We start from the raw sequence: 25718 nt of genomic DNA on the forward strand, positions 1-25718 counted from the left end.
TAGAGTGCTTGTATATTTTATATGTAACCAAGAAATAACTGAAAGCAAAAGAAAATAAAGCTTGGAAGTCGCATAACGAAGCTATTATGTTAAATAATATATTATGTAAGTTGCCTACTCAGATGTTGGCTACCTAATTATTAGAATTTGAATAATTTATATTTAGAAAAAATTTAACTAGGAAATAAGCTGTAGTTTTCTATGTTAATTACGCTTAAATTCCAACTCTCTCATTTTTCAAGTAGCTCAGGTTATAATGGTGGTCTCCCAAAATATGGTTGATCTATTATGAACGCCTCCAATGACCCTCTACACGGCAAAAAACTTGCTGACATTTTGGATGAATTATTGGATTACTACGATGGCTTTGAAGGCTTAAGTCGTAAAATTGAAATTAGATGTTTTTGCATAGATCCAAGTGTTAAGTCATCATTGCGATTCTTACGTACTACACCATGGGCACGTGAAAAAGTAGAAAGCTTATATTTGTATGTCTTACGCCAAAAAGCCAAACAGAAATCCTAGCTCAGCATTTTAATTAATGGTGGACTGCCACAACTCCCCTAGACAAATTTAGTCTATTCTTAAGCCATTTTTAGTAGGAAACTTTGTATTCATAGCAAGGTTCATGAACCAAATATTTTATAAATTATTATTGTAGTGTTCTAAGTAATTAAATTTATTGTTTATTAAAAAAATTTAATTGTGAGATAAATTCTAGGTGAACATAAGTTAAATAAAATATCCTAGACTGTAGCTTGAGTAGCATCGCTGCACAAGTCACTGTTTGTAGCTACAGCTCAGTAACGTGAATTATGATCTTAGAAATTCACGTTACTGACTATCTTAAGCAACATAATTTAAGATATGCAGAAATCAGATTGCTACTCGACTTTGTATAGTTATGACTTCAATGTACTTTCATGTTTGCTTCAGTTAAATAAGCTTTCTTCGATGTCTTATTCCATAAACACAGTTCTTGTCCTGTTTTGTTTTTCATATGTGCTTGCGGATATTTGCCTTGAATCAAGAGTGCCGAATATCCAACACGATCATCAAACAGCATGATATTACTCACTGTTTTGGCACTTTTAAGTTGACTGGCTTTTATACAAGCCGCTTTTATTTCCTGATCATGCTTGTTCCATGCCTTCTCGGAACTTCCGAAAGCTACGCTAGTTACAGCAGAACTTGCCACAAAACCTAAAATAGCAAGATATTTTAAAAATATACGATATCTCAATATCATGGTGATTGTCCTGTAAATTTGAGTGTCTGGATCTATATTGAAACAATCTAATGAGAGAATCTAGCGATTTACACATGCTGTAACAGCAGATATTCAGGATTAAACATATCTCTGAAAAGTTGCCCGTGATTTAAATTTTAAGATATAGATCAATGACTTAAAAATAGCTTTATTCAATAGAAGCATTAACTGACCATCTGATCCCCTACACTGATCAATAATTTCTCGTGTCTTATCGGTTGCGGAAACTATAATTATGAATACTCATTATAGTTCTAACTTTGCTGAGTGGATCCGTATATGTGATGCTATAGCTTATGATCTTGAAAAAGCCCATCCCTTTTAAAATATATATCTTGCGCTTTATCTATTTTTATGTATGATTGAGTAATCACTCAATTAATATATTTGTCTATGGCCCGTCCTCGTAGTGAAGATAAACGTAATGCGATTTTAAATGCTGCTATTGAAACATTGGCAGAACTTGGAGAGCGTGCATCTACTTCAAAAATAGCCAAAGTTGCTGGTGTGGCAGAAGGTACTTTATTTACTTATTTCAGTAATAAAGAGGAATTACTCAACCAATTATACCTTTCGCTAAAGGCCGAGCTGCGTCAGGTCATAATGCTGAATTATCCGAACAACTCAGGCCTACAAACCCAAATGTTTTATATATGGCAAAGCTATCTGGACTGGAGTTTAGATGCCCCACTCAAACGTAAAGTGATGGCGCAGTTGTCGACTTCAGAACAAATTACAGAACAGAGTAAACACATTGGTATGCAAACTTTTTGTGATTTTACTAAGACTATTCAAGAACATATTGATGATGGCAAATTAAGAGATTATCCACCTTTGTTTATCGGTTCGATTTTGGGTGCACTTGCTGAAGTCACACTCAACTTTATTGCCCAAGACACTTCTCAAGCTGATCTTTATCGGAAGTCCGGTTTTGAAGCGTTTTGGCATGCAGTTTCAATCTAGATAAAGACTAAAATAAGAATGTGCAACATTCTTATTTTTAAATTAATTAATGAGTGATTAAATACTCATTTAAGTAAATCAAAATAAGTACTTATCTCAAGTTCTTATTTACAGACATAAGTTATTCCACTCAAGGAAAATAAAATGACAATTTCAAATGCAACAGACTTGCCTTCTCCCTTCATGTCATCACAGCAACACAATGGGAAATTTAGCAATACACAGCCGAATTTGCACACACATTCTTTCGGAAAAACGCTAGGCTTAATGTGGAAATTTTTATTTAATAAACCCAAAAATACGGTGCCAAATCGAGAAATTCCTGTTTTAAGTTTATCAAAAGAACAACTCATGAGTGCCCCAGACCGTTCTCTATTTCGTCTTGGGCATTCGACTATTTTATTAAAATTGCGTAATGAATTTTGGTTAACCGATCCTGTTTTTTCTGAACGCGCCTCGCCTTTTCAGTGGATTGGCCCTAAGCGTTTTCACCAACCACCAATTAGTATTGCGGATTTACCTCCCATTAAAGGTGTGATTTTGTCGCATAACCACTATGACCATCTCGACTACCATGCAGTAATCCAACTCAAAGACAAAGTTGAACACTTCTTAACACCACTTGGTGTCGGTGACGCACTGATTAAATGGGGGGTGCCAGCAGAAAAGGTCCAGCAACTTGACTGGTGGGAAACAATCCATGTGGATGGTCTTGAGCTAATCGCCACCCCTGCCCATCATTTTTCAGGCCGTGGTATGAGTGATAGCAATGCAACGCTTTGGGCATCGTGGGTAATTATTGATAATGATTTACGGGTGTTTTTTAGTGGTGATACTGGTTATTTCGATGGGTTTAAAGAGATTGGAAATCGTTATGGTCCTTTCGATCTTACCATGCTAGAAACTGGGGCCTATGATCCAGAATGGCCAGATGTTCACATGCAACCTGAGCAAACGTTACAAGCACATATCGATTTAAAAGGACGTCATTTGTTGCCTGTACATAATGGGACTTTTGACTTGGCGCTTCATGCTTGGGATGATCCATTTGAACGGATTGTGGCTTTGGCTCATCAAAACCAATTAGCGATTAGTACGCCTCAAATGGGTGAAGTATTGAACTTAAACGAGCCAAATGTCGAAAATTATTGGTGGCGTTCATAATTTTTTCGATCATTTTTAAATTATTTACGTCCTTTAATTCTCTTTTAAATGTATTTATATTCAGTGATATAGCCTTATTATTTTAATCTATATTTTCTTTTCATAAAACTAGGACTAACTTTGTCTTAGTTTTATTGTTGACTTAAAACACAGACTACATTAGTCTGTGTTTGTAATTGATCAATTATGAAATTAAATGGCTTATATTACTAGTAGCGTCGAGTATGCGATTCACTGTCTTCTTTTTCTTGTGAACAATGAAGATAAACCTTTAAGTAGTAAGGATCTTGCTGAATTACAAGGAGTTTCTCCGAGTTTTATGGCCAAGATTTTTCCTAAACTTGAAAAGGCAGGTCTTGTTGTTGCTCAAGAAGGTATTCGCGGCGGATATTTACTCGCTCGATCTGCTCAAGAAATTACTTTTTTAGATATAGTGAATGCAATCGAAGGTGAAAAATCGCTTTTTGAGTGCCAAGAAGTTCGTGGTAAATGTGCGGTCTTTAACAATGCCCCACCCGATTGGGCAACCAGTGGTGTATGTGCAGTACATGCAGTTATGTTACAGGCTGAAAAAGCCATGCGAGATGCTTTAGGTGCTCACACACTTGGTGATATTGCAGACCGTTTTGGTCGTTATGCACCCGACGTATTTTTTAGTGATGTAAATGGCTGGATTAATGAACGCATAGAAGGAAGAACAGCAAAAATGCGGAAAAGTAAAATATCACGGGATACTCCCGACTAATGAGCTTATAGGGCTTTCATCCCTAAGGTAAAACTTCTCTAAACGTTTTAAATGCCTTCTCAGATTTTTCGGACAGTCAGAGAAAGGATTCACTCACCCAAAATTTTGGGATGAGTAAGAATTTGTATGTCCGAAAAATCTATCAAAAGGATAATCAAATGAGTAAGCGTATTATTATTGCAGGTTCTGGCTTTGCTGGGTTATGGGCAGCACTTGCCGCACAACGAGCAATTTACTTGACTTCCCAACAACAAAACATTGAAGTGATGATGGTTTCCCCTAGTCCAAATGTGGATATTCGTCCTCGACTTTATGAAGCTGTACTTGAAAATATGTACCCTGATATTTCAGAGTTATTAAGTATAGTAGACGTTAAATATGTGGCTGGCTGGGTAAATGAAATTGATACTACTGCCCAAAATCTTGTAATTACCACAACTCACGGCGATAAACAGACTTTAAGCTATGAGCGTTTTATTCTGGCAACTGGAAGTACTACTTTTATGCCACCTATACTGGGGCTGACTGAATTTGGATTTAGCGTAAGTACATTAGAAGATGCTGAAAAACTTGACCAACATCTTAAAAGCTTAGCCAATAAACCTGCAAATGCAGCACGTAATACTGTCGTGGTTGCAGGCGGTGGACTGACTGGGCTTGAAACAGTGACCGAAATGCCTGAGCGCCTACGTAGCATTTTAGGTGAAACTGATATTCGTGTGGTTTTAGTCGATTCATCAGCAGAAATTGGTGCAACATTGGGTGACGAAGCTGCGGCGGTAATTCGAGAAGCGCTGAGCGAACTTGGCATTGAAGGTAAAGCTGGACTACGGGTTACTGCACTTGATGCTTTTGGGGTAACACTTTCTAACGGTGAAAGAATTGAAGCAGAAACTGTCATTTGGACTGCGGGCATGCGAGCGAACTCGCTGACCTCTCAAATTGTAGGTGAAAAAGATAATTTAGGTCGTATTTTAGGTGATGCTTATTTACATGCACCAGAGGCAAAAAATATTTTTGTGACGGGTGATACTGTAAAAGTTCCAACCGACAATATAGGTAATTTTAACGTGATGTCATGTCAGCATGCCATGAGCCTAGGCCGTGTAGCGGGTTACAATGCTGCAGCAGAATTGGTTGATTTGCCATTACATGCGTATAGCCAACCAAAGTATGTGACTTGTGTCGACTTAGGCCCATGGGGAGCACTTTACACTGAAGGATGGGATCGAAAAGTTCAATTTGTGCGCCATGAGGCGAAAAAAATTAAACAAGAAATTAATACGGTATGGATTTATCCGCCAGTTGCAGATCGTGAAGCTGTTTTTGCTATAGCAAATCCTGATTTTGTAATTGTTCCTTAAAATTAGTTTTATTAAAGCAGATCATTTTATTTAACTTTCCCAAAAGCAAAACTAGTGATGGTTTTGCTTTTAGTTTTTTTGAGACATTAAGTTATGAGTTTTTAAACTCTTTTATTATCGCTAAAGCCGTTTTTTTAGCAGAAAATGTGTTTTATCCTGTAAAATATCAATGCACCTGAAACGTTTTATCCAAATATCTACTGCTGTTCAACGCAAATATCAAGTTCAATATGATCACTGGGACGTTAACTTTGACCTATAGCAATTACAGAGTCCCCTTGCTGAACCGCTGCTTTCACAATTTCAACACCCTTTCCGCGCGTTGTATTTATCACAAACCAAACACATTTCCTTGCGTTACTCTAAACATTCAATAAAAAACAGGCCACTTTAAAGTGACCTATTAAATTACTTTAAATGCAGAGTAATTAAAGTTTTGTCGTAAAGAATGGAACAAGTTGACCAATTGCCTCATCAACAAAATTCAATTTGTCATACAGTGACATATGGTTTGCCCCTACAACGACATAGAGCTGTTTATCTGTACTCGCTGCACGATTAATTAGATCTTCACTCATCCACTTACTGCCCGCGTTACTCCCTGCAATTGCGAGTAAAGGTTGAGTAAAGAAGGCTTCTGCTTTGTTGTATGCATCATAAGTAATGATTTGGGTTAAACTACGTGCTGTTGCAAAACCCGGTGCATTTGGATGTTCTGCTCGTGGAGTATGGTAATACTCCCAAGCTTCACGCAATTCTTCGTTCGGTGCATCTTCTTCTTTCAATGGAGCAAGCGGAATAGTTACAATCTCTGCACCACTCGCATCTGAAGTTCGAGCATCTGTACCTGCTTGGATATAGGGAATTGCATCTGCGTCTTTGACATTGTTCTCCCATCCGTTACGGAACATTTGGCCAATGTTGACTGCACTCACCATACCTACAGCTTTGATACGACGATCATTGATTGCTGCATTTGCGGTATAACCGGCACCTGCACAAATCCCCATCGCACCAATACGGTTATTGTCGACATAAGGTAATGTTGTTAAATAATCAATCACGGCACTGACGTCTTCAGTACGGATATAAGGATTTTCTAACTGACGTGGTAAGCCTGTACTCGCACCTTGAAAAGATGCATCATAAGCAATTGTTAGAAAGCCATGTTCAGCAATCTTACGAGCATATAAACCAGCCGTTTGCTCTTTGACACCACCGCCAGGATGGCTCACCACAACCGCAGGATAAGTTTTGCTTTCATCAAACCCTTCAGGGAAATTAATTACTGCTGCAAGTATAATTCCTTGACCATTTTGATTCTGAATACTGATTTCTTTTGACATTTTAGTATTCCTCTATTGAACTTTTTATATTTCAAAATTAAAGATATTCTTTAAAAAATGGGATTGCTTTCGCTAATGCTTTAGCAACAGGTTCTGGTTGGTCGTACAATTCGTAATGTGATGTATTTTCTAAAACCAACAACTCTTTTTGTTTCGATGCTGCACGACATACAATTTCATGACCATCTCGGTAAGCTCCAAAAGCTCCTGGTTTGTCACCGATTACAACCAAAATCGGTTGGGTTAATAAGACTTCAGCTAAGTGAAATGCATCCCAACCCAAAGCCACACTCATACGAGAAAGTAATGCACTGGTTGCACCGTTTGGCTGCTGACCACGAGCAGTTTTGTAGTAGTCAGTCGCTTCTAATGGGTCAATATCGGTAATTCCAGCTTTTTTACCCTCCTCTACGGATGGAGGAAGTAAATCATTCACTAATAATTCTCCACCACGAGCTTCGGCAGTACGTTGTGATCCAATTGCCTCAAGCCCTTCAATCAAAGCCTCACCTGTTCCACCATAACCTTCACGGGTCATACGGCCAAAGTTCACGCCAGTGATTGAAGTCACTGCTTTAATACGTTTCTCTGTCATTGCCGTGTTGAGTACATAAGCACCACCACCACAGACACCCAAAGCACCAATACGATTTTCATCAACGAAATCTTGAGTGACCAAATAATCTACGGCATAACGGATATCTTCAACACGGTGATATGGATTTTCTATAAAACGTGGTTCACCGCCACTTTCACCTTGGAACGATGCATCGATTACTAGAACTACAAAACCTGCCTCAGCTAGGGCTTTACCATAAATATTGCCAGAAGTTTGTTCTTTACAACTTCCGATTGGATGAACACTGACAATGGCTGGATATTTTTTACTTTTGTCAAAGTCATTAGGAAAAAGGATATTAGCTGCTGATTCCCATGCTAGATTTTTATATTTTACAGTTTGCATATGGAGTACCTCACTCGTTAATTATGCTTAATTACCATCTACTTTAGGTTGGTTACCTATCTTTCTATGTATTCAGTATAGGATGACGAAACCTGATTGAATTGCCTAATTCAACGGATAATTTGCCTATTCTGTTATTTATATAATTTTTTTAAATTAAATATATTTTTCAATATCTTAAAAAAATAAAACACCACTTCTTTCTTAGAAGTTGGGCGAATATAAAAAATTTTCTGTTAGTTCAAGCTAAGAGTAGGTTTTGGATATCTTTTTGGGGTGAAGAACCAAACAAGCGTGAGTATTCACGGCTAAATTGAGAGGCACTTTCATAACCTACTAAACTTGCTGCATGACCTACATCTACCTCACCATTTAACATCAAATGACGGGCTTCCTGTAAACGGAGTTGCTTTTGGTACTGTAATGGGCTCATACCCGTAATCTCCCGAAAATGTTGTCTAAACGTCGATGGACTCATAAAAACAAGATCCGCAAGATCATCCATTTGAATTTGTTTAATAAAATTATGCTTCAACCATGATACTGCTTTTTCGATCTTGCTATTCATAGAGCCAACTTTAATTAATTGACGTAGATAAACACCATTGGGCCCTGTTAATAAACGAATCATTATTTCTTGCTGAATAATAGGCGATAACTGAGATAATAAAACAGGCTCATCAATTAAATTTACCAAACGATTTATCGATTCGATTAGAGCATAGTCAATAACTTGAACACCGAAAGAGGGTTGTATTTTCTCCTTAAAATCCAATTGCCCCAGTTGAGAAACTATTTTCCTAATCATTGCTACATCAAGTGAAAGCATTAATCCCAAAAAAGGTTTATGGCCAGTAGTACAACGAGTATGACTAACAACTGGAATATCAATCGTTGTCAGCATTGATTGTCCTGATGTATATGTAAAAATTTCTTCCCCAATAATGACTTGCTTTTCGCCTTGTAGAACAATACCTAAACCTAAGTTATAAATACAATGTGTCGCACTTGGCTTGGAACGTCGATGCAAGGATAATGTAGAAATTGCTGTTCGGTGGTCGCCATCAGTTTGACTGAGGCGATCGACATTCTTTGCCAATGAAGTAATGACATCATTTGTAGTTTCATCGTACATTTTTGTCTCCTTGACCAGTCAATTCAAAATCTAGTCTGTTTAAGACTTCTCTATTTGCTTAATCGGAAACCAGCCTTTTGTTGCCTCGATCACCTGCTGTAACTTTTCAGGAATCACAAGTTCAGGCATTTTTTCTAAATCCAATTGAGTTTCAATTTCATCAGCACGATCATTTTGGGCTAACTGTACCCATTCTGGATTTATAATTAGCCCTTTACCTACAGCGACTAGGGGGAGACCCAAACCCAAAGCCTTTTCAGCTTGATCAGGAATTAGAATCATACCTGCAGCCATAATAGGTAATTGATCACCAACATAATCAATTACCTGTTTAATAATAAGTTGTTCATCAATAGTATCGACAGGTTTTGAGTTAAGTAAGTCAACTAATGAAACATGAAGATAACTAATTTCAGCATCTATTAAACGACCAATGAGCTGTAAACTATCAGCTATACGTAAGCCTTTTTCATCATATTCCTCAATAGAAATACGATAGCCTAAAACAAAAGGTTTTTTGGCACATTGCTTAATCACACGTTTTACTTCTCTAACAATCTCTAGAGGAAAATGCATACGTTTTTCTAGGGAACCACCCCATTCATCTTCACGCTGATTAAATTGTGGGGAAAAGAAATTTTGAATTAAAAACCCATGTGCTCCGTGCAATTCAACTCCATCAAATCCAGCTTCAATAGCTCGACGTGTCGTTTCACCAAAGGCATGGATTACCTCTAAAATTTCATTATGGCTTAAAGCACGACTTTTCAGTTGACCATCATTAAATGGTCCAGCAGGTGCAGCTAAAGCGCTTGCACTTACCAAATCAGCATGAGGTATCAAACTAGGTACAGCTTTATTCCCTGCATGGAAAATCTGCAAAATGGCGGGAGCTCCTCCACTTTTAGCTGCTTGTGCAAGTGAGGTTAAACTTGGGATAAAATGATCGTCATACGCAGCAAATTCATTGGTAAAACCAATTCCATTTTCCTGAACATGCGTACAACCTGTAATAACAAGTCCTATATCTTGAGCACGATGTCTTATATATTCGAGTTCTTGCTCAGAAACCGTTGCATCTTCATTTCCAGACCACGTCGTCATAGGCGCCATGACAATTCGATTACGTAAAGAAATCCCATGAACTAACTCAAAAGGTTTAAATAAAGTAAGCTTGCTTAGCGACATCTCAACTGCCTTAAATAATAAGTTGAATATTTATAAGCAGTATAAAAAATGAGAAAACTTTAACATTGCCTAAAATGACGAGTTATTTGCCTATTATATTTAATTCGGCAAAATTCAATTATGAACTCTGCTTTAATCGCTGCACATCACGTTGAGGTGACTCTCCAAACAAACGACTATATTCTCTACTAAACTGAGAAGCACTTTCATAACCGACTAAACTCGCTGCACGTCCTGCATCCAAATTTTGATTTAACATCAAATGACGAGCTTCCTGTAAACGGAGTTGTTTTTGGTATTGTAATGGACTCATTCCTGTAATTTCGCGGAAATGTTGTCTGAAAGTTGATGGGCTCATAAATGCCCGTTCCGCCAAATCATCCATCCGAATCGGTTGTGTATAGTTATTTTTCAACCAATTCACAACTTGGTGAATTTTTTGATTTACAGATCCTGTTTTGACGAGTTGTCGTAAATAAATACCTTGTGAACTATTTAATAGTCTAACGATAATTTCTTTTTGAATTAAATGTGCTAGATGAGGAATCATAGCAGGCTCTTCGAGGACTTTAACCAATCTCAATACTGCATCTGTAAGAGGATCATCTACCCAATCTACTGAAAACGAATCATGAATATCCTCTGAAGATGAATGTTCATCTTCGATTGGCATATTTGCTACAACCTCATTCAGCATCTGAAGATCGAGTAAAAGTAAAACAGCTAAAAATGGTTTATGCGAGGAGGCTTGTACAACATGTGATGTTGCTGGTAAATCAATCGTCGTCAACATACTTTGTCCTTCAAAGCATTTATAGACTTTATCTCCAATCACAATTTCTTTTTGCCCTTGCAAGATAATACCTACACCTAAATTGTAGACACAATGAGTGCTCTCCGTTGGGCTTATTCTGTTATGAAAAGAAAGTCCTGAAATACTAGAAACATGATCCCCCTCTGTTTCAGCTAAATGTGAAACAGCGTGGATCAGTTGGGCTCTATTTTTATTTCTTTTAGTAACGACGAGGGACATACATCTACAGCTCAATCAAGAATTTAAATTTTTTACCATGAATGCTTATTACAGTATATATTTTTTTAGTAACCATCAATGCTTAATTAGATATAAAAATCAATATCTTAAGTTTTATTTTATAATTTCCCCATGAATATGCTCCTTTCATCAATCTTTTAGCTGCAATAATTATTTCTTGTTGATTAGTTCCATCTCATAAAGTTAAATTTAAGACCGATATTATTGAGTTATCTAAAATCACTAATTGAAAAATGAATAGTTATCAGTGTCCAATTCTTAGCCATTATTTTGGTTCAAACAGTACTTTACAGAGCAAGTTCATGAACTTAGTTTTTTATTATTTCAAATTTAAGACATTTATTATTGTTTTTTTAATATTTTTTAAAATAAAAATATGGATTCAGATTCAGGCAAACATAAGTTAAATAAATAACACGTGTCATTTTATACATTTCTTCTTATATAAATTAGTATTCATGCTTTCATCCGTCAGGCATTATCACTTTAACTCTATTGCACTATACTCAAATATAGAACTACATTTTTTGTAAATACTCGATAATTGCTCCAGCAGTAACACGTGCAGAAAATGGATTCTGACCAGTAATCAAATTTTGATCTTTAACAACATTTGGGGCAAAAGGAATGAACTTTCTTTCATAAAATGCACCATGTTCTTTTGCCCGTTGTTCTGCATTATATGGAACTTTTTTAGCCACACCTGCTAAGACTTCTTCACACCACGCAAAACCAGTCAATTTTTTATTTCTAATTAAATATTCGCCATTCGAAAGCCGAATATTTAATAACCCGCAATAACCATGGCAAACACTAGATACTACCCCACCGTTTTCATAAATATTTTTGGTAATTTCTTGGAGTTCTAGATTATCCAAAAAATCCCACATTACCCCCATGGCCACCCGTGTAATAAATCACATCGTAATCTTGCCAATTGATTTCAGAGGGCTTCTTTGTATTCTCAAGTAATTTCATAAAGCTTGGATCATTTTTACGTTTTAATACTGATTGATCGGCAACAAAACGTCCTAATGATTTAGGTTCAATTGGTGAATTTCCACCGAGTGGACTTACAATATCTTGAACATAATGATTTTTTTCAAACTCATCGTAAGCATGAGTAAGTTCTCCCAACGATAACCCTGTAGGATAATTTATACCCTCATAGTTATCGACATTAGTGACAATATGTAATATCCGTTTTGTCATAGCAGCCTCTATTTTTCATTTTTATTGATCTTGCTTTTAACACACTATAAGTCTAAAGTTGGCTTTAATGTCAAGTGAAATTAAGTGAAATGAATATAAGCAAGCTATCAAAACAAAGTGGGTTAAGCACACCGACGATTCGCTACTATGAGCAGATTAAGCTGCTTCCAAAGGCAAAACGCAAAGCAAATGGCTATAGAGAATATAGCGAAAATGACCTTAAACAACTTTATTTAATTCAACAAGCTCAGCAAGTTGGTTTTTCTTTAGCAGAAATAAAATCATTTTTGCCATCTAACGTGACAACATGGAATCACGATATTTTGATTGGCTTACTGGAAAGCAAAATTAAAGATATTGAAGATTTAGAGCAAAAATTAGCAATGAGTAAAAATAATCTGCGTACTATGATTAATGCAATTAATAACAAACCTGATGAAATAACTTGTGAGGAAAATGCGCAACGTTTGCTGAATCTTTATTACGTTAATGATCAAGCCTAAGTATTCCATTTGTCGCTAAATCATAAAAACTATTGACCTTAAACCGAACTTTAAACATAGCATTGGAGACAGGTAATTTATGAGGAACCTGTCATGTTTAAATCTTGGACTCTTCAAAACTGGATCATTGGCTTTATTACACTAATTTTAGCCAATACTTTCGCTTATGCATCTGAACCAACTAAGCATTTAGCATCGAATGGAAAAATTTTAGTGGTGATGACAAATCACTTCGCCTATCCCAATCGTAAAGATACGACAGGCTTATGGTTGACTGAACTTACCCATTTTTATGATGTTGCACGTGCTGCTGGTTATGAAATGGATTTTGTAAGTCCTCGGGGTGGCAGTGTTCCGCTCGATGAGCGCAGTTTAAAAGTAATCTATTTAGATAACGCAGCAAAAATTCATTTAGCTAATCCTGAATTTATGCAACATCTCAAAACAACGCTCGAACCAAAAGCAATTGTGCCATCTAATTATAAAGCAGTGTATTACACAGGTGGTCACGGCACGATGTGGGATTTTCCTAATAACCAAGAACTAAAGAAGATCAGTGAGACAATTTATCAGCAAGGGGGTGTAGTATCTGCGGTGTGTCATGGAGTGGGCGGATTATTACCATTACAGGATCATAAGGGTCAATCACTAATTGCGGGGAGAACAGTAACTGGTTTTGCAAATATTGAAGAGACTCTATCAGGGATGAAATCTCAAGTCCCTTTTCTACTTCAGAACCAATTAATCGAACGCGGTGCTAAATATAAGCGTTCTTTGGTTCCGTTCACCTCTTATGTGATTGCTGATGATCGAATCATTACTGGACAAAACCCTCAATCAAGTAAAGAAATTGCGGAGGCTGTAATACAACGCTTAAAAACCATGCATTAATCCATTTTACACTCGTCATCAAAAACCAGATTATGTAAATCTGGTTTTTTTATTTTAATAACTGTAATAAACAAAAAAAAATCAATTAAAAATCATAAAAAGCTTGACCTTAAACCTTACTCTAATCTTAGCATTTAATTAATGTTAATAGGAGGAACACCATTATGTTCAATCAAATTAAATTCCGTCGCTCAACTGCTACTGCATCAATTGGTATATTCTTGAGTTTATCTGCTCATGCTACAACACCCAATACTACCTCTAGCAATGTTGAGAATAGTGATCAAAAAACCACCGTAGTTGAATTTGGACCATATAAAGTAAATGTACCTAAAGGTGGTTATTACGATCGTTTCCGCATGAATCCAGACTTGGATGAAGTTGCTAAAGACCCCGCTGCTGGAAATATCGATTATTTCCGTACTATCCCTAAAAAAATGGTAGAGACTCGTGTTGGTAAAGTTTGGTCACCAAATTTTTATTATCGTACCAGTAATGTACAACTGTTGATGCTTGCTCCAGTATCCAAGTTAAAAGCAAAACTTCCTGCTCCACTTGAGCCATTACAACCTTTCCCTGGCTATGGCTTAGTTTCTCTTACGTTCTTTTCTTATGCTGTAGGTGATGTCGATCCTTACGATGAAGTATCAGTCGCTGTAGTTGTTCGTCAACCTGGTGCGCATAAGTTTCACACTACAGAATTGTTAAGTTCAATGCGTAACCATAAATACTATGGTCATGTTTTAGCATTGCCTGTAGATACAGAAATTGCCCGTGTGCGTGGTGTGTATGGATATCAACTCCCTAAATGGCTGACAGCAATTGATATGACGATTGGTAATAAAAATGTTGAAGCTCAGATTTTGAATACTGATGGTAAACCAGATTTGAGTTTAATTGCACCGTTACCAAAGATTAAGCGTGTCAAACCACAATCTCATATCGAAACTAAAACGATGTTTAATCTAGTTGATGGCCAATGGCATAGTACATCTGTAGAATCTAATACACTTGCCTTTGGACAACAGCTATTTCCGAGAAATGTACAACTTGTTCGAAATGGCGGTCCTATAACTAACCTACTTGATGCGCTCGGTGCTGGTAAAGTATTACGTTTAGATGTGGTCAAAGATGCTCAGTTGGCTTTAAATATGCCAATACCATTGAAGTCTTTAGGTAATGAAAACAACAAAAAGTAAGTCATATTCAAATTAAAGTACTTCCTAGCGAGGTACTTTTTTGTTTGATCTAATATTGATACTCATTTATTATTTTTCAACTAATAAATAGCTTTCAAGATGATTAAAATATTTTTAGTATTTTAATCATAGCGAGATAAGATAAATTTAAATAGCTATATTTAATATAAAATTTTCATCATTTAAAAACTAAAGTAATAAAAAAACCAATTCTAAATAAAATATTTGGAATTGGTTTAAATTAAGAAGGATCACAAACATTTAAGAAATATGATAGATCCTATCCCGAGTACGTCTAAGAAATTACAATATCACTTGAACCTTCGATCTGAGTCACTAGGCTGTAGCCCATTAACTTTGCTGGAGTATATGCTGCCCCCTTAACATCATGCTCAAGTAAATAACGAACGACTGTTAAAGCGCCATTTACGGTTAAGCTATAAGCATTTTGAGTTTGTATTCGTGCTGTTTTTATTACACCTTTTTCATTTCTTGCTTCGCCCCACACATAAGTCGGCAATTTAGCGCGTAATTCTTCATCAGGCCCTACCACAGATTTTTCAATAATTGATTTCATCAAGTTTTGTACTGATTTAAGTTTGAATATAGGACGTATGCAGTTCAACATTTTTGCACCAAAAATCATGGACGTTGGTGCTGGTACAAAAATCTCGATATTAGGAATACCAGTGGTATGAAAAGCTGTTGAAACATCCCCCCAAGGGACACTCATTGCGCTCTTCTTGCCATCACCAAAATCTATTTGACGTACGTGATGTGCTAAAGCTACGGTAGTGATTTTGCCATTTTTCCTTATTTTTCCGCCATCTGCCATGCCTTCTGTGCTGGTTTTGGCTGTGCCTGGTGAAAGTCCTGTTTTTGAATCAAAACCGAGTGCTAGATGAGTCGCATCGGGTAAAGCTTCTTTCAAGGCAGCAGCAACACAATCTGTTGGAATCACATCGAAACCTACACCTGGGCACAACACTATATTTGCTTGTTGTGCCTCTGACGTTAGTGATTGCGCTAATTCAAATACAGCAATTTCACCTGTAATATCCAAATAGTGAGAACCTGCTTTAATACAAGCTTTCATCATGGAATGTGAGGTTGCGGAAAAAGGGCCAGCACAATGCATGATTAGCTTAACACCATTTAATTGTTCGCTCACAGCTGTAACGTCATCTAGACCAAAAGCTTTGTATTCAAGGCCTAATTCTTGAGCAAGTTGTTGTACTTTGGCTTGTGTGCGTCCTGCTAAAATTGGCTTAAGACCTAAACGGACAGCTTCACGGGCAATTAACTCGCCCGTATAGCCATTTGCACCGTAAATCATCCAATTGGAATCATTTGTATTTATCATGAAATCTGTCCTCGGTATTTAAGACGAAAATGCATAATCGCGCATTCGCTTTTTATATTGATGAGTACGACGTGCCATCGCTGCTTGTTGTATTAGTAATGCCCATAAAGGTGAGACTTTAGGGGTTGGTTTTTTGCCCAGACTTAACCTCCGTAGTTGGAATTTAACTGTCGCCATACTCGCAAGTGACGCTAAGGTTTTGTTGTCCCAAGTAATTGGTTTTAATTCAGGTGCTACGTTTTGTCCTTGCCTCCATTTATTTGGTAAGTTTGGATCAATCGCCAATGCAGTCGCAATACCGACCATATCTACACCACTTTCAATTACTTTTTCAGCGACTTGTTTACGACGTATTCCGCCTGTCACCATGACAGGCATATTTGCAACTTTACCAATCTCTTGGGCAAATTCTAAGAAGTATGCTTCACGGGCTAATGTACGATCATCTCTTGATTGACCTTGCATCGCTGGTGCCTCATAACTACCACCTGAAAGCTCTACCAAATCAACAGCCAATTTATTAAGCATGCAAACGACTTGTTGTGCCTCCTCAGCACTGAAACCTCCACGTTGAAAATCAGCAGAGTTAAGTTTCACTGCAACTGTAAATGTTGGTGAAACCACAGCACGCACTGCTTTGACAATTTCAATTAGGATTCGTGCGCGATTTTCCAATGAGCCACCCCATTGGTCTTGGCGTTTATTGCTTAAAGGTGAGAGGAATTGACTCAATAGATAGCCATGTGCAGCATGGATTTCAACACCAGTGAATCCTGCTTGCTCACCTAAACGTGCAGTATTTGCAAAACGTTGGATGACTTCATCGATCATGTCTTGAGTCATTTCAATCGGAATACTAAAACGATCAGACATTTTCCCTAAATCTAGTCCTACAGCAGAGGGTGCCCATGTTTCCTGTCCTAAATTTGATTGCATTTGGCGACCGGGATGATTAATTTGCAACCAAACTTGCGCACCTTGTGAGCGCCCTATCTGTGCCCAACGTTTAAAAGTATCTATAAATTTATCATCTTCTAAAACCACACCACCTGGTCCTGTCATAGCACGACGATCAACCATAACATTTCCTGTAATGATGAGCCCTACTCCACCATTCGCCCATGCTTGATATAAATGCATCAGTTTTTCTGATGGTGCATGGTTTAAGTCAGCCATGTTTTCTTCCATGGCTGCTTTGGCAATTCGATTTTGAATTTGGGAGCCATTTGGTAAAACTAATTTATCAAACACTTTCATTTCGGTGTCCTGTTTTGGTATGGTTATACTTTAAGATTAAAGCCAACTTTAATGTCAATGGATTTTTTTGAGTTAATTAATATAATTATCAAAATATTTATTAATTAATAGCTTATTAAAAAATTTGTGCTTTTAATTTAAAAAGATAGAGGCTTTATTTGCCTCTATCTTTTAACATGCTTAAGGTATGACTCATACTCACCATTCACGAATAAATGCTAATAAATCAGGATTAATAACATCTGCATTCACAGTGGGCATTCCATCTGAAAAACCTTTATAAATTTTTAAAGTTCCATTTTGTAAGAGTTTGGCAGACAAAGCCCCAGCATTTTCATAAGGTACGATTTGGTCATCATCACCATGCATTACTCATACTGGAACAGAGATCTTTTTTTAAATCTTCTGTAAAATCAGTCTGAGAGAATGCGACAATCCCATCATAGTGTGCTTTGGCCCCACTCATCATACCTTGACGCCACCAATTCCAAAAATAGGTTCAGATGGGTCAACACCATCACGCTTGAACCCATAAAACGGTCCTGCTGGTAGGTTTTAATAAAACTCAGCACGATTTTTAAAAAGCTAATGATGCAAAAATTGCACAATTTGATTACTAATTTATGTTGTCGTCAATGTTGGTAAATTGGATAAATACGGCACTATCTCTTCAGATAGTTATTCAATATTAAGATTAAAGCTCACCTCAAGCTCAATGCTTTTAGTCAGTTTTGATTGCAAAAGTTTAAGTTTAAAAAATTGATTTTTTAGTCAGTGATTGTTGAATAGAAAAAGATTTATTTATTCCCCGTATTTCCTATCAAAGTTTGCTTATACATTTCCTACACCTCTACAAATTATTTTTTAATTTTTGATTTATTTCAGTTGACATTAAAGTTGACTTTAATCTTATAGTTATCTTAACGAGTTACACATTCATGTAGGCATTAATCGTTGTCTTCATATCGTGAGGTGAAAAAATGAATGCTTTAAATAAGACCCATCCAATTGAAAATTTGAATAAAATTTTGGATCAACAACGCCAAGCTTTTCTCCGATCAGAGCCAACAACTTTGTCCCAAAGAAAAGCAAATTTAAAAAAATTACGTGTTGCATTGCTTGCAAACCGCACTGAATTGCAGACCGCCGTAAGTGAAGATTTTGGACATCGTTCACATCATGAAACGGATGTGATGGAGTTGCTGGGTATCATTCAATCTATAGATTATCTGACTAAAAACTTAGGTCGTTTTATGAAAGCTGAACACCGCCATGTCAGTTTATTTTATCGTTCTGCGACTGCCCGTGTAGAATATCAACCTAAAGGTGTCATTGGTGTTATGGCACCTTGGAATTACCCAATATCATTGACATTGATTCCATTAGCGACTGCTTTAGCTGCTGGGAATCGAGTCATGTTAAAACCATCAGAATTAACGCCTCGTACCAGTGATGTCATTTATCGAATGTTGGCAGATATATTTCCACTAGATGAGGTTGCAGTTGTTCTTGGAGGGCCTGAAATTGGTGCAGAATTCAGCGCCTTGCCCTTTGATCATCTTTTATTTACAGGTAGCACACCTGTTGGTCGTAAAGTGATGAAAGCTGCAAGTGATAATCTTGTCCCTCTTACGCTTGAGTTAGGTGGGAAAAGTCCTGTGATTGTCGCTAAAGGTCATGTCAATTCAAGAACTTTGACGAGTATTACTTATGGAAAATTGTCTAATGCGGGGCAAACTTGTGTTGCACCAGATTACGCCTTGGTACATGAAGATGATCTAGAATCATTTATTAATCAATATGATAAAACAGTTAAAAAATTCTATCCAAATGGTCCTGATACCTTAGATTACACTTCCATTGTGAATGAACGACATTACAACCGTTTGCAAAATCTGATTAAAGATGCTGAGAAAAATGGTGCACGTATTGTTGAAGTAGGTATTAGACCTGAATCTGTAATTAATAGACAACGTACATTCACCCCAACTCTTGTTATCGGTGCAAAAGATGATGATGCCATTATGCGAGAAGAGATATTCGGTCCAATTCTTCCTGTTCGTACATATCGCAGTGTTGATGAAGTGATTAACTATATTAATACGAGAGATAGACCCTTAGCTCTTTACTATTTTGGTGAAAAAAATGCAGATTGCAAAAAAATACTAAGTCGTACTACATCAGGGAATGTAGGCATTAACAATACCCTTATCCATGTTGCGCAAGATGATCTTCCATTTGGTGGAGTAGGTCCAAGTGGCATGGGAGCCTATCATGGAATTGAGGGCTTTCGTTCGATGAGTCATGCCAAAGGTGTATTTGATCAAGGCCGGTGGAACTTTCCAAGTCTGCTCCATGCTCCTTTTGGTAAATTTATAGCATTTGCATTAGCGATCACTTTAGGTAAGAGACCTTCTTCAAATTAATTTTATTTAAAACGAGATTGACGATTCAAAATCCCATTTCCAACAATGATAAGGAAAAGACATTTATGAAATGTATTACATTTAATGGTGCAGGCGGTCCTGAAGTTATTACAGTAAGTGAACGTCCTATTCCTGAGCTAAGTAATGATGGCGTCTTAATTGAAGTGGTTGCTGCTGGTATTAACGGGCCAGATGTAATGCAGCGACAAGGTTTATATGCTCCGCCTCCAGGTGTGACAGACATCCCTGGTTTAGAGGTCTCAGGTGTAGTGAAAGCAGTAGGTTCATCTGTACGTAAGTTGAAAGTTGGTGATGAAGTATGTGCTTTGGTACAAGGCGGTGGTTATGCTGAATATGTGATTGCACATCAAGATAATGTTTTGTTTATTCCTGAGGGTTTAACCTTAATAGAGGGTGGAATTCTGCTGGAAACATTTATGACAGTTTGGTCTCATCTATTTCAACATGCAAAATTTAGAGAAAACAGTTCTATTCTAATTCATGGTGGCACTTCTGGCATTGGAACTACCGCAACTATGCTGACGCGAGCCTTTGGTGCTACACAAATTTTTACTACAGTTTCTAGTACTGCACACCAACGAGCAAGTCTAGAACTTGGCGCTGATGTTGCGATTAATTATAAAGAACAGGATTTTGTTGAAGAAATAAAAAAACATACCAATGGTCAAGGTGTAGATTTTGTCTTAGATATTATTGCAGGCGATTACATTCAGAAAAACTATGAGGTTGCAGCTATGAATGGCACTATTTTACAAGTTGGTGTCCTAAAAGGGCTTGCAGAAAAAGTCAATATTTTCCCAATGTTGGCAAAACGTCTTACTCATACTGGCGCAACGTTACGTTCCCAATCTGCTACAGCCAAAGCTGAAGTTATGGCTGCCCTTCAGGAAAAAGTTTGGCCTTTAATTTCAAAAGAACAACTCAAACCGATACTTTATCAATCCTTTGATCTTGAAAATGCGCGGCAAGCTCATGAATTGTTACAGCAAGGAAAACATGTTGGGAAGTTAGCATTAGTTATCAAAAGATAATTTAAAAAAGGGAGTCAAGAGAAGATTCTCATAACTCCTTTAATGATCTTAGTCTAAGTGGCAAAGTGTGTTGAGCTCGTTATCGATGGATCAAAAATATCATAAATTATGTCGAATCAATGTTTAACTACAATCCGTTTTGAGTATTGTTAAATCATAGTATTAATATTTAAAAAAACTGATGGTATAAAATTTCTCTCACCTAAATAGATACTACAGTTCATGAACTTTGGTTTTTAATTTAAGGTATATTTTGTTATAAGCAATTGAATTAAAATGATATATATGGTTTTTAGCCTATAAAGTAGATTTTAGGTGAACATAAGTTAAATAAGCTTTCTTCCAAGTCTTATTCCATATACAAAACTCTTGCCCCATTTTGTTTTTCGTATGTGCTTGTTGATACATTAACTTTATTGAACACTTGTGTATCACTAATGTGGAGGAAAGATCAAAATTTTTAATATTTAAACTTTTTATTTAATAAACATATACATCCTTTTTATAAATTTTGTCTTATCTTTATTATAAATCCTTAACTTCAAGTGATCTCATATGACTAAAAGAACAATAAATATTTACGGAGCTAGGCAAAATAATCTAAAAAATCTTTCTTTGAAGATTCCCAAACATGAAATTGTTGTTTTTACTGGAGTCTCAGGTTCAGGAAAATCATCATTAGTTTTTGAAACTATTGGTGCTGAAGCGCAAAGACAGATCAATGAAACTCAAGACAGCTTTGTTCGCAACCGTCTGCAGCATTTTGGAGTTGCGGATGTTGACAAAATCGAGAATCTCAATGTTCCTGTGATTATCAACCAAAAACCATTAACAGGAAATATCCGATCAACCGTTGCAACAATTACAGACATTTATGCAAATCTTCGCCTATTATTTTCACGTATGGGTGAACCTTTTGTTGGTTATTCAAATGTTTTTTCTTTTAATCATCCCAATGGTATGTGCCCACAATGCGAAGGCATAGGTCTAGAGCAAATAATTGATATTTATAAAATATTAGATTTAAATAAATCCTTGAATGAAGAAGGTGCTATCAACTTCCCTACCTATCAACCCACTGCTTGGCGTTGGACGAGATATGCTGATTCTGGTTATTTCGATTTAGATAAAAAATTAAAAGATTATAGTGAAAAAGAATGGGATTTGTTTTTGAACGCTCCCCAGCATAAACCTTTAAATCCAAAAAGTGAATGGAAAAAAACGGCCCTTTATGAAGGACTGATTACCCGATTTGAACGTAACTTTTTAAAAGGTGAAGCACAAGAACGAAATCGTTATCGAGAAAAACTTGAGCAGATTATTAGCACCAAACCATGTTCTTTATGCCATGGACAACGGCTTAATCAAAAATCTTTATCTTGTAAAATTCATGGTAAAAATATTGCTGATTGTACTGCCCTATCTGTGTCAGCGCTTTTAGCGTTTATAGAGTCGATAAAAAGTGAGAAATTTGAAACTGTTTTATATGAGATCATTAACAAATTAATGAACTTAAACTTGGTCGGCCTCAGCTATTTAAATCTTAATCGTGTAAGCAACACCTTGTCTGGTGGTGAGTCTCAACGAATCAAGATGGTCAAACATTTAGGGAATAGCTTAGTCGACTTACTGTATATTTTTGATGAGCCAAGTGTGGGGCTGCATCCAAAAGATTTAGATAATATTATTAAAATCATTCAAAAAATTAGAGATAAAGGAAATAGCGTATTGCTTGTTGAACATGATCCTGATCTTATTAGAACTGCTGATCATGTTATTGATATGGGACCACTTTCTGGCGCAAACGGTGGTCAGATTATTTACCAAGGAACATTTGCGGAATTAAAAAACTCGTCTGGTTTAACAGGTCAATTTTTTAGAAGACCCAATACCTATAAGAAAATCCCACGTGTCAGTCATGAATGGATTTCGATTAAGAATGCCCATTTATTCAATTTGAAAAATATTGATGTAGCTATCCCTAAAAATTGCTTCACTGTTGTTACAGGAGTTGCAGGTTCAGGAAAAAGTACTTTAATAAGTAAAGTATTACCGCAACAATACCCTGAAACGAAAGTCATTGATCAATCTGCAATTACTGCAAGTATTCGGTCAAATTTACTTACCTATCTAGACCTTCTTGATCCGATTCGTCAACTATTTGCAAAAGCAAATAAAGTTAGTGCTAAGCTGTTTAGTTTTAATAGTGAAGGGGCTTGCCCTCAATGCAAAGGATCAGGTATCGAGAGAATTGAGTTGGCATTTTTAGATGATGTAGAAATGACGTGTGACTTATGCCATGGCTCGGGATATAAACCAGAGGTGTTAAAATATTATTATAAAGATAAGAATATTGCTGAACTTATGAAAATGACTGTCAGTGAAGCTAGTCATTTTTTTGAAGATTACAATTTACAGCAGCAATTTAATTCTCTAGTGAGCTTGGGTTTAGACTATATTGCAATTGGCCAACGCTTAAATACTTTCTCTGGAGGTGAGCGTCAAAGACTAAAACTCACAAAGCAGCTCAATGAAACAGATAATGTTTTTGTATTGGATGAACCAAGCACAGGCTTACATCCTTCTGATACTGAACGATTGATCGAGTTATTAAATAACTTAGTTGAAAAAGGCAATACCGTCATTGTTGTTGAACATAATTTAGATATCATGACTCAAGCAGATTGGGTGATTGATATTGGCCCATTGGCTGGAGATAACGGTGGTGAATTGGTATTCTCTGGAACAATTAGCGACTTACTCTCATTTGAAAAATCCTTAACGGGGCTCTATTTAAAAAAATATCTAGAGCTGTAAAAATATGAATAGTCACTTTCCAGTTGTTAAGGAAAAATGTGAATGTATTTGCTCAAAAGTACTTAAATGTGCAATTTTTGCTCAGAATTTAAAAAATCTAAAATGAATGATTTAATGAAATATAGAACAGTTATATTAAAATATAAGATTAATCATTCATATAGATTAACATTTGAGTATATTTTAGATGAGAAATCACCCTGTTTTCATGGAAAATAAATGAAAATTCTAGTTATTGTTTTAATCATTGTGGGTCTTGGAATTCTTATCATTAAAAGTAAAAAATCCAATAAACATAATTTAAAAGAATTAGTTAAAAGAACTTTTCCAAAACATACAATTATTGAGAAATTTGGAACAGTTATGATTTGTGAAATCAACCATAGAAATGAACCAGATGAGCTTGTTTTTATAAGAATAAAGCCAAATAGAAAAAAGAAAATCAATAGGAATGGACGTAGATTAGATGCTGAATACCCTGCTATTCCAACAATAAAAGAATTAAAAAATGACTTCAGCAACCATTTAAATTAATGGTTGGTAGAATCAAGCTTTAGATATTCAACATTAATAAAACAATTAAAATGGGAATTAAGAAAACGTAAAACTACAAGAGTTAAGCTATCGCACGCTGAGCAATAGTTAGTGCCTCCTCCAAATCCGCTTTTAAATCGTCTACATGTTCAAGTCCTGCATGTAGACGTACCAAATATCCAGGACTAGGCAAATGACTTTGAGTTCGATAAGGCGTTCCAACTGGCAAAATCAAACTTTCAAATCCACCCCATGACAAGCCAATGTGGAAAAGCCTTAAAGAATCAAAGAAAGCCTCAACAAAACATGGATTGTTTTGTTTTAAATAAAAAGAAAATAAGCCTGTAGACCCAGAAAAGCTCTGTTGCCATAGTTTGTGATATGGATTCATTGCTAAAGCTGGATGATTTACCACATCGATTGCTGGATGTTCATTTAGATAATGAGCAAGTATCACGCCATTCTCTTCATGTTGTTTTAAGCGGACAGCTAAACTCCTTAATCCACGTGAAGCTAAATAAATATCATCTGGACTTGTCGTTTCACCAAAAAAATGCACAACTTTATTTAATTGCTCAATCGATGCTGCATTTGCAGTTGCAGCCCCCATGAGAATGTCAGAATGCCCACCAATATATTTTGTGACAGCCTGAATTGAGACATCGGCACCATGTTTTAAAGGTTGAAAAAACAATGGCGTTGCCCAAGAGTTATCTACTAAAACCTTGGCATTCCTAGCATGGCTTATTTCTGAGATTGCAGCAATATCACTAATTTCAAAAGTAATTGAACCCGGTGACTCTACAAAGACCACGCTGGTTTTTTGATTAATTTTGCTCTTTAACTCGTTTAAATCACATGAGTTAAAGTATTCAACATGGATTCCCAGTTTGGGCAACATACTGTCTGCAAAACTTCGTGTTGGCCCATAAATATTATCAGCAATAAGAACGTGATCACCTGCTGCAACGAATGCCATTAATGCATGTGTACAAGCCGATAGTCCAGATGGAAAAACCATGCATCCTGCCCCACCTTCTAATGCATTAATTGCACTTTCAAAAGACTTTGCTGTAGCAGCACCAAAACGGCCATAATGTTTATAAACACCGCCATTTTGCTTATGATCTTCCCATTCTTTAAAACTATCGACAACAATAGTTGAGCCTCGATAAACAGGTGTATTCACCAAACCATCAAAACGCTGAGGGGTTCTTCCCAAATTTATGACTTGTGTACAAAAATGATTCATAGCAACACCAGCATGATTT

Annotated in this window: 21 protein-coding genes and 2 pseudogenes; 12 read left to right on the top strand and 11 right to left on the bottom strand. The window is 36.4% G+C overall.

All coding sequences use genetic code 11. The features are described 5' to 3' along the window. Positions 1-288: 288 nt before the first annotated feature. A complete protein-coding gene (locus ACG9ZL_RS07715; protein WP_004720475.1) occupies positions 289-525 on the top strand; it encodes a VF530 family protein in 237 nt (78 codons plus the stop codon). Positions 526-910: 385 nt separating this feature from the next. On the opposite strand, the gene ACG9ZL_RS07720 is transcribed toward ACG9ZL_RS07715, so the two are convergent. Then, a complete protein-coding gene (locus tag ACG9ZL_RS07720) occupies positions 911-1249 on the bottom strand; it encodes a hypothetical protein (RefSeq protein ID WP_419328900.1) in 339 nt (112 codons plus the stop codon). Positions 1250-1663: 414 nt separating this feature from the next. Here ACG9ZL_RS07720 and ACG9ZL_RS07725 point away from each other — a divergent pair, with 414 nt between their 5' ends. The 4 genes from ACG9ZL_RS07725 (at position 1664) to ACG9ZL_RS07740 (ending at position 5506) form a co-directional block, all read left to right on the top strand. After that, positions 1664-2233, top strand: coding sequence for a TetR/AcrR family transcriptional regulator (locus ACG9ZL_RS07725; RefSeq protein WP_419359661.1), 570 nt, complete (start codon positions 1664-1666; stop codon positions 2231-2233). A 144-nt stretch (positions 2234-2377) separates the two neighbouring features. Then, a complete protein-coding gene (locus tag ACG9ZL_RS07730; protein WP_419359662.1) occupies positions 2378-3397 on the top strand; it encodes an MBL fold metallo-hydrolase in 1020 nt (339 codons plus the stop codon). A gap of 196 nt (positions 3398-3593) precedes the next feature. Further along, on the top strand, positions 3594-4142 hold the full coding sequence (locus tag ACG9ZL_RS07735; RefSeq protein ID WP_336951124.1) for an RrF2 family transcriptional regulator: 549 nt from the start codon (positions 3594-3596) through the stop codon (positions 4140-4142). A gap of 158 nt (positions 4143-4300) precedes the next feature. Continuing rightward, positions 4301-5506 carry an NAD(P)/FAD-dependent oxidoreductase gene (locus ACG9ZL_RS07740; protein WP_336951123.1) on the top strand — a complete coding sequence of 402 codons (1206 nt, stop codon included), beginning with the start codon at positions 4301-4303 and terminating at the stop codon, positions 5504-5506. 428 nt (positions 5507-5934) lie between these two features. Here the strand turns inward: ACG9ZL_RS07740 and ACG9ZL_RS07745 are convergent, their stop codons facing one another. The 6 genes and pseudogenes from ACG9ZL_RS07745 to ACG9ZL_RS07770 all read right to left on the bottom strand — a co-directional run bounded on the left by ACG9ZL_RS07745 (position 5935) and on the right by ACG9ZL_RS07770 (position 12405). Further along, the gene (locus ACG9ZL_RS07745) at positions 5935-6852 is read right to left on the bottom strand and encodes an alpha/beta hydrolase (protein ID WP_419359663.1); all 918 of its coding nucleotides are present in this window, start codon (positions 6850-6852) and stop codon (positions 5935-5937) included. 37 nt (positions 6853-6889) lie between these two features. Continuing rightward, positions 6890-7816: an alpha/beta hydrolase gene (locus tag ACG9ZL_RS07750; protein ID WP_419359664.1), complete on the bottom strand. Its 927-nt coding sequence runs from the start codon at positions 7814-7816 to the stop codon at positions 6890-6892. 241 nt (positions 7817-8057) lie between these two features. Further along, positions 8058-8951 (bottom strand): AraC family transcriptional regulator N-terminal domain-containing protein, encoded by an 894-nt coding sequence (locus ACG9ZL_RS07755; protein ID WP_419359665.1) that lies wholly within the window; start codon positions 8949-8951, stop codon positions 8058-8060. Positions 8952-8990: 39 nt separating this feature from the next. Then, a complete protein-coding gene (locus ACG9ZL_RS07760; RefSeq protein WP_419359666.1) occupies positions 8991-10139 on the bottom strand; it encodes an NADH-dependent flavin oxidoreductase in 1149 nt (382 codons plus the stop codon). Between the two features lie 118 nt (positions 10140-10257). Then, positions 10258-11172 (bottom strand): AraC family transcriptional regulator, encoded by a 915-nt coding sequence (locus ACG9ZL_RS07765; RefSeq protein WP_419359667.1) that lies wholly within the window; start codon positions 11170-11172, stop codon positions 10258-10260. Positions 11173-11711: 539 nt separating this feature from the next. After that, positions 11712-12405: pseudogene (locus tag ACG9ZL_RS07770) on the bottom strand (type 1 glutamine amidotransferase domain-containing protein). An 89-nt stretch (positions 12406-12494) separates the two neighbouring features. Between ACG9ZL_RS07770 and ACG9ZL_RS07775 the strand changes: the two are divergent. The 3 genes from ACG9ZL_RS07775 to ACG9ZL_RS07785 all read left to right on the top strand — a co-directional run bounded on the left by ACG9ZL_RS07775 (position 12495) and on the right by ACG9ZL_RS07785 (position 14998). Next, positions 12495-12908: a MerR family transcriptional regulator gene (locus ACG9ZL_RS07775; RefSeq protein ID WP_419328923.1), complete on the top strand. Its 414-nt coding sequence runs from the start codon at positions 12495-12497 to the stop codon at positions 12906-12908. Positions 12909-13001: 93 nt separating this feature from the next. Continuing rightward, positions 13002-13799: a type 1 glutamine amidotransferase domain-containing protein gene (locus ACG9ZL_RS07780; RefSeq protein ID WP_336951117.1), complete on the top strand. Its 798-nt coding sequence runs from the start codon at positions 13002-13004 to the stop codon at positions 13797-13799. 164 nt (positions 13800-13963) lie between these two features. Then, entirely contained in the window at positions 13964-14998 is a 1035-nt protein-coding gene (locus ACG9ZL_RS07785; protein ID WP_419359668.1) for an acetoacetate decarboxylase family protein, read from the top strand. A 295-nt stretch (positions 14999-15293) separates the two neighbouring features. Here ACG9ZL_RS07785 and ACG9ZL_RS07790 read toward each other — a convergent pair whose 3' ends face one another. The 3 genes and pseudogenes from ACG9ZL_RS07790 to ACG9ZL_RS07800 form a co-directional block, all read right to left on the bottom strand. Beyond that, positions 15294-16361, bottom strand: coding sequence for a saccharopine dehydrogenase family protein (locus tag ACG9ZL_RS07790; protein ID WP_419359669.1), 1068 nt, complete (start codon positions 16359-16361; stop codon positions 15294-15296). A gap of 18 nt (positions 16362-16379) precedes the next feature. Next, entirely contained in the window at positions 16380-17618 is a 1239-nt protein-coding gene (locus ACG9ZL_RS07795; protein WP_336951114.1) for an NADH:flavin oxidoreductase/NADH oxidase family protein, read from the bottom strand. A 198-nt stretch (positions 17619-17816) separates the two neighbouring features. Then, a pseudogene (locus ACG9ZL_RS07800) lies at positions 17817-18194 on the bottom strand (alpha/beta fold hydrolase); the annotation flags it as partial. Positions 18195-18598: 404 nt separating this feature from the next. On the opposite strand from ACG9ZL_RS07800, the gene ACG9ZL_RS07805 reads away from it, so the two are divergent. The 4 genes from ACG9ZL_RS07805 (at position 18599) to ACG9ZL_RS07820 (ending at position 24447) form a co-directional block, all read left to right on the top strand. Then, entirely contained in the window at positions 18599-20044 is a 1446-nt protein-coding gene (locus tag ACG9ZL_RS07805) for a coniferyl aldehyde dehydrogenase (RefSeq protein ID WP_336951113.1), read from the top strand. A gap of 65 nt (positions 20045-20109) precedes the next feature. Then, positions 20110-21096, top strand: coding sequence for an NAD(P)H-quinone oxidoreductase (locus ACG9ZL_RS07810; protein WP_336951112.1), 987 nt, complete (start codon positions 20110-20112; stop codon positions 21094-21096). A 555-nt stretch (positions 21097-21651) separates the two neighbouring features. Then, complete coding sequence (locus tag ACG9ZL_RS07815; RefSeq protein WP_419359670.1) at positions 21652-23913, top strand: ATP-binding cassette domain-containing protein; 2262 nt, start codon at positions 21652-21654, stop codon at positions 23911-23913. Positions 23914-24132: 219 nt separating this feature from the next. Next, positions 24133-24447 (top strand): hypothetical protein, encoded by a 315-nt coding sequence (locus ACG9ZL_RS07820; protein WP_419359671.1) that lies wholly within the window; start codon positions 24133-24135, stop codon positions 24445-24447. Between the two features lie 82 nt (positions 24448-24529). Here ACG9ZL_RS07820 and metC read toward each other — a convergent pair whose 3' ends face one another. Continuing rightward, positions 24530-25699, bottom strand: a complete 1170-nt coding sequence (metC, locus tag ACG9ZL_RS07825; RefSeq protein ID WP_419359672.1) for a cystathionine beta-lyase — start codon at positions 25697-25699, stop codon at positions 24530-24532. Positions 25700-25718 lie beyond the last annotated feature (19 nt).

This window comes from Acinetobacter legionensis, assembly GCF_048551735.1.
Classification (GTDB): Bacteria; Pseudomonadota; Gammaproteobacteria; order Pseudomonadales; family Moraxellaceae; genus Acinetobacter.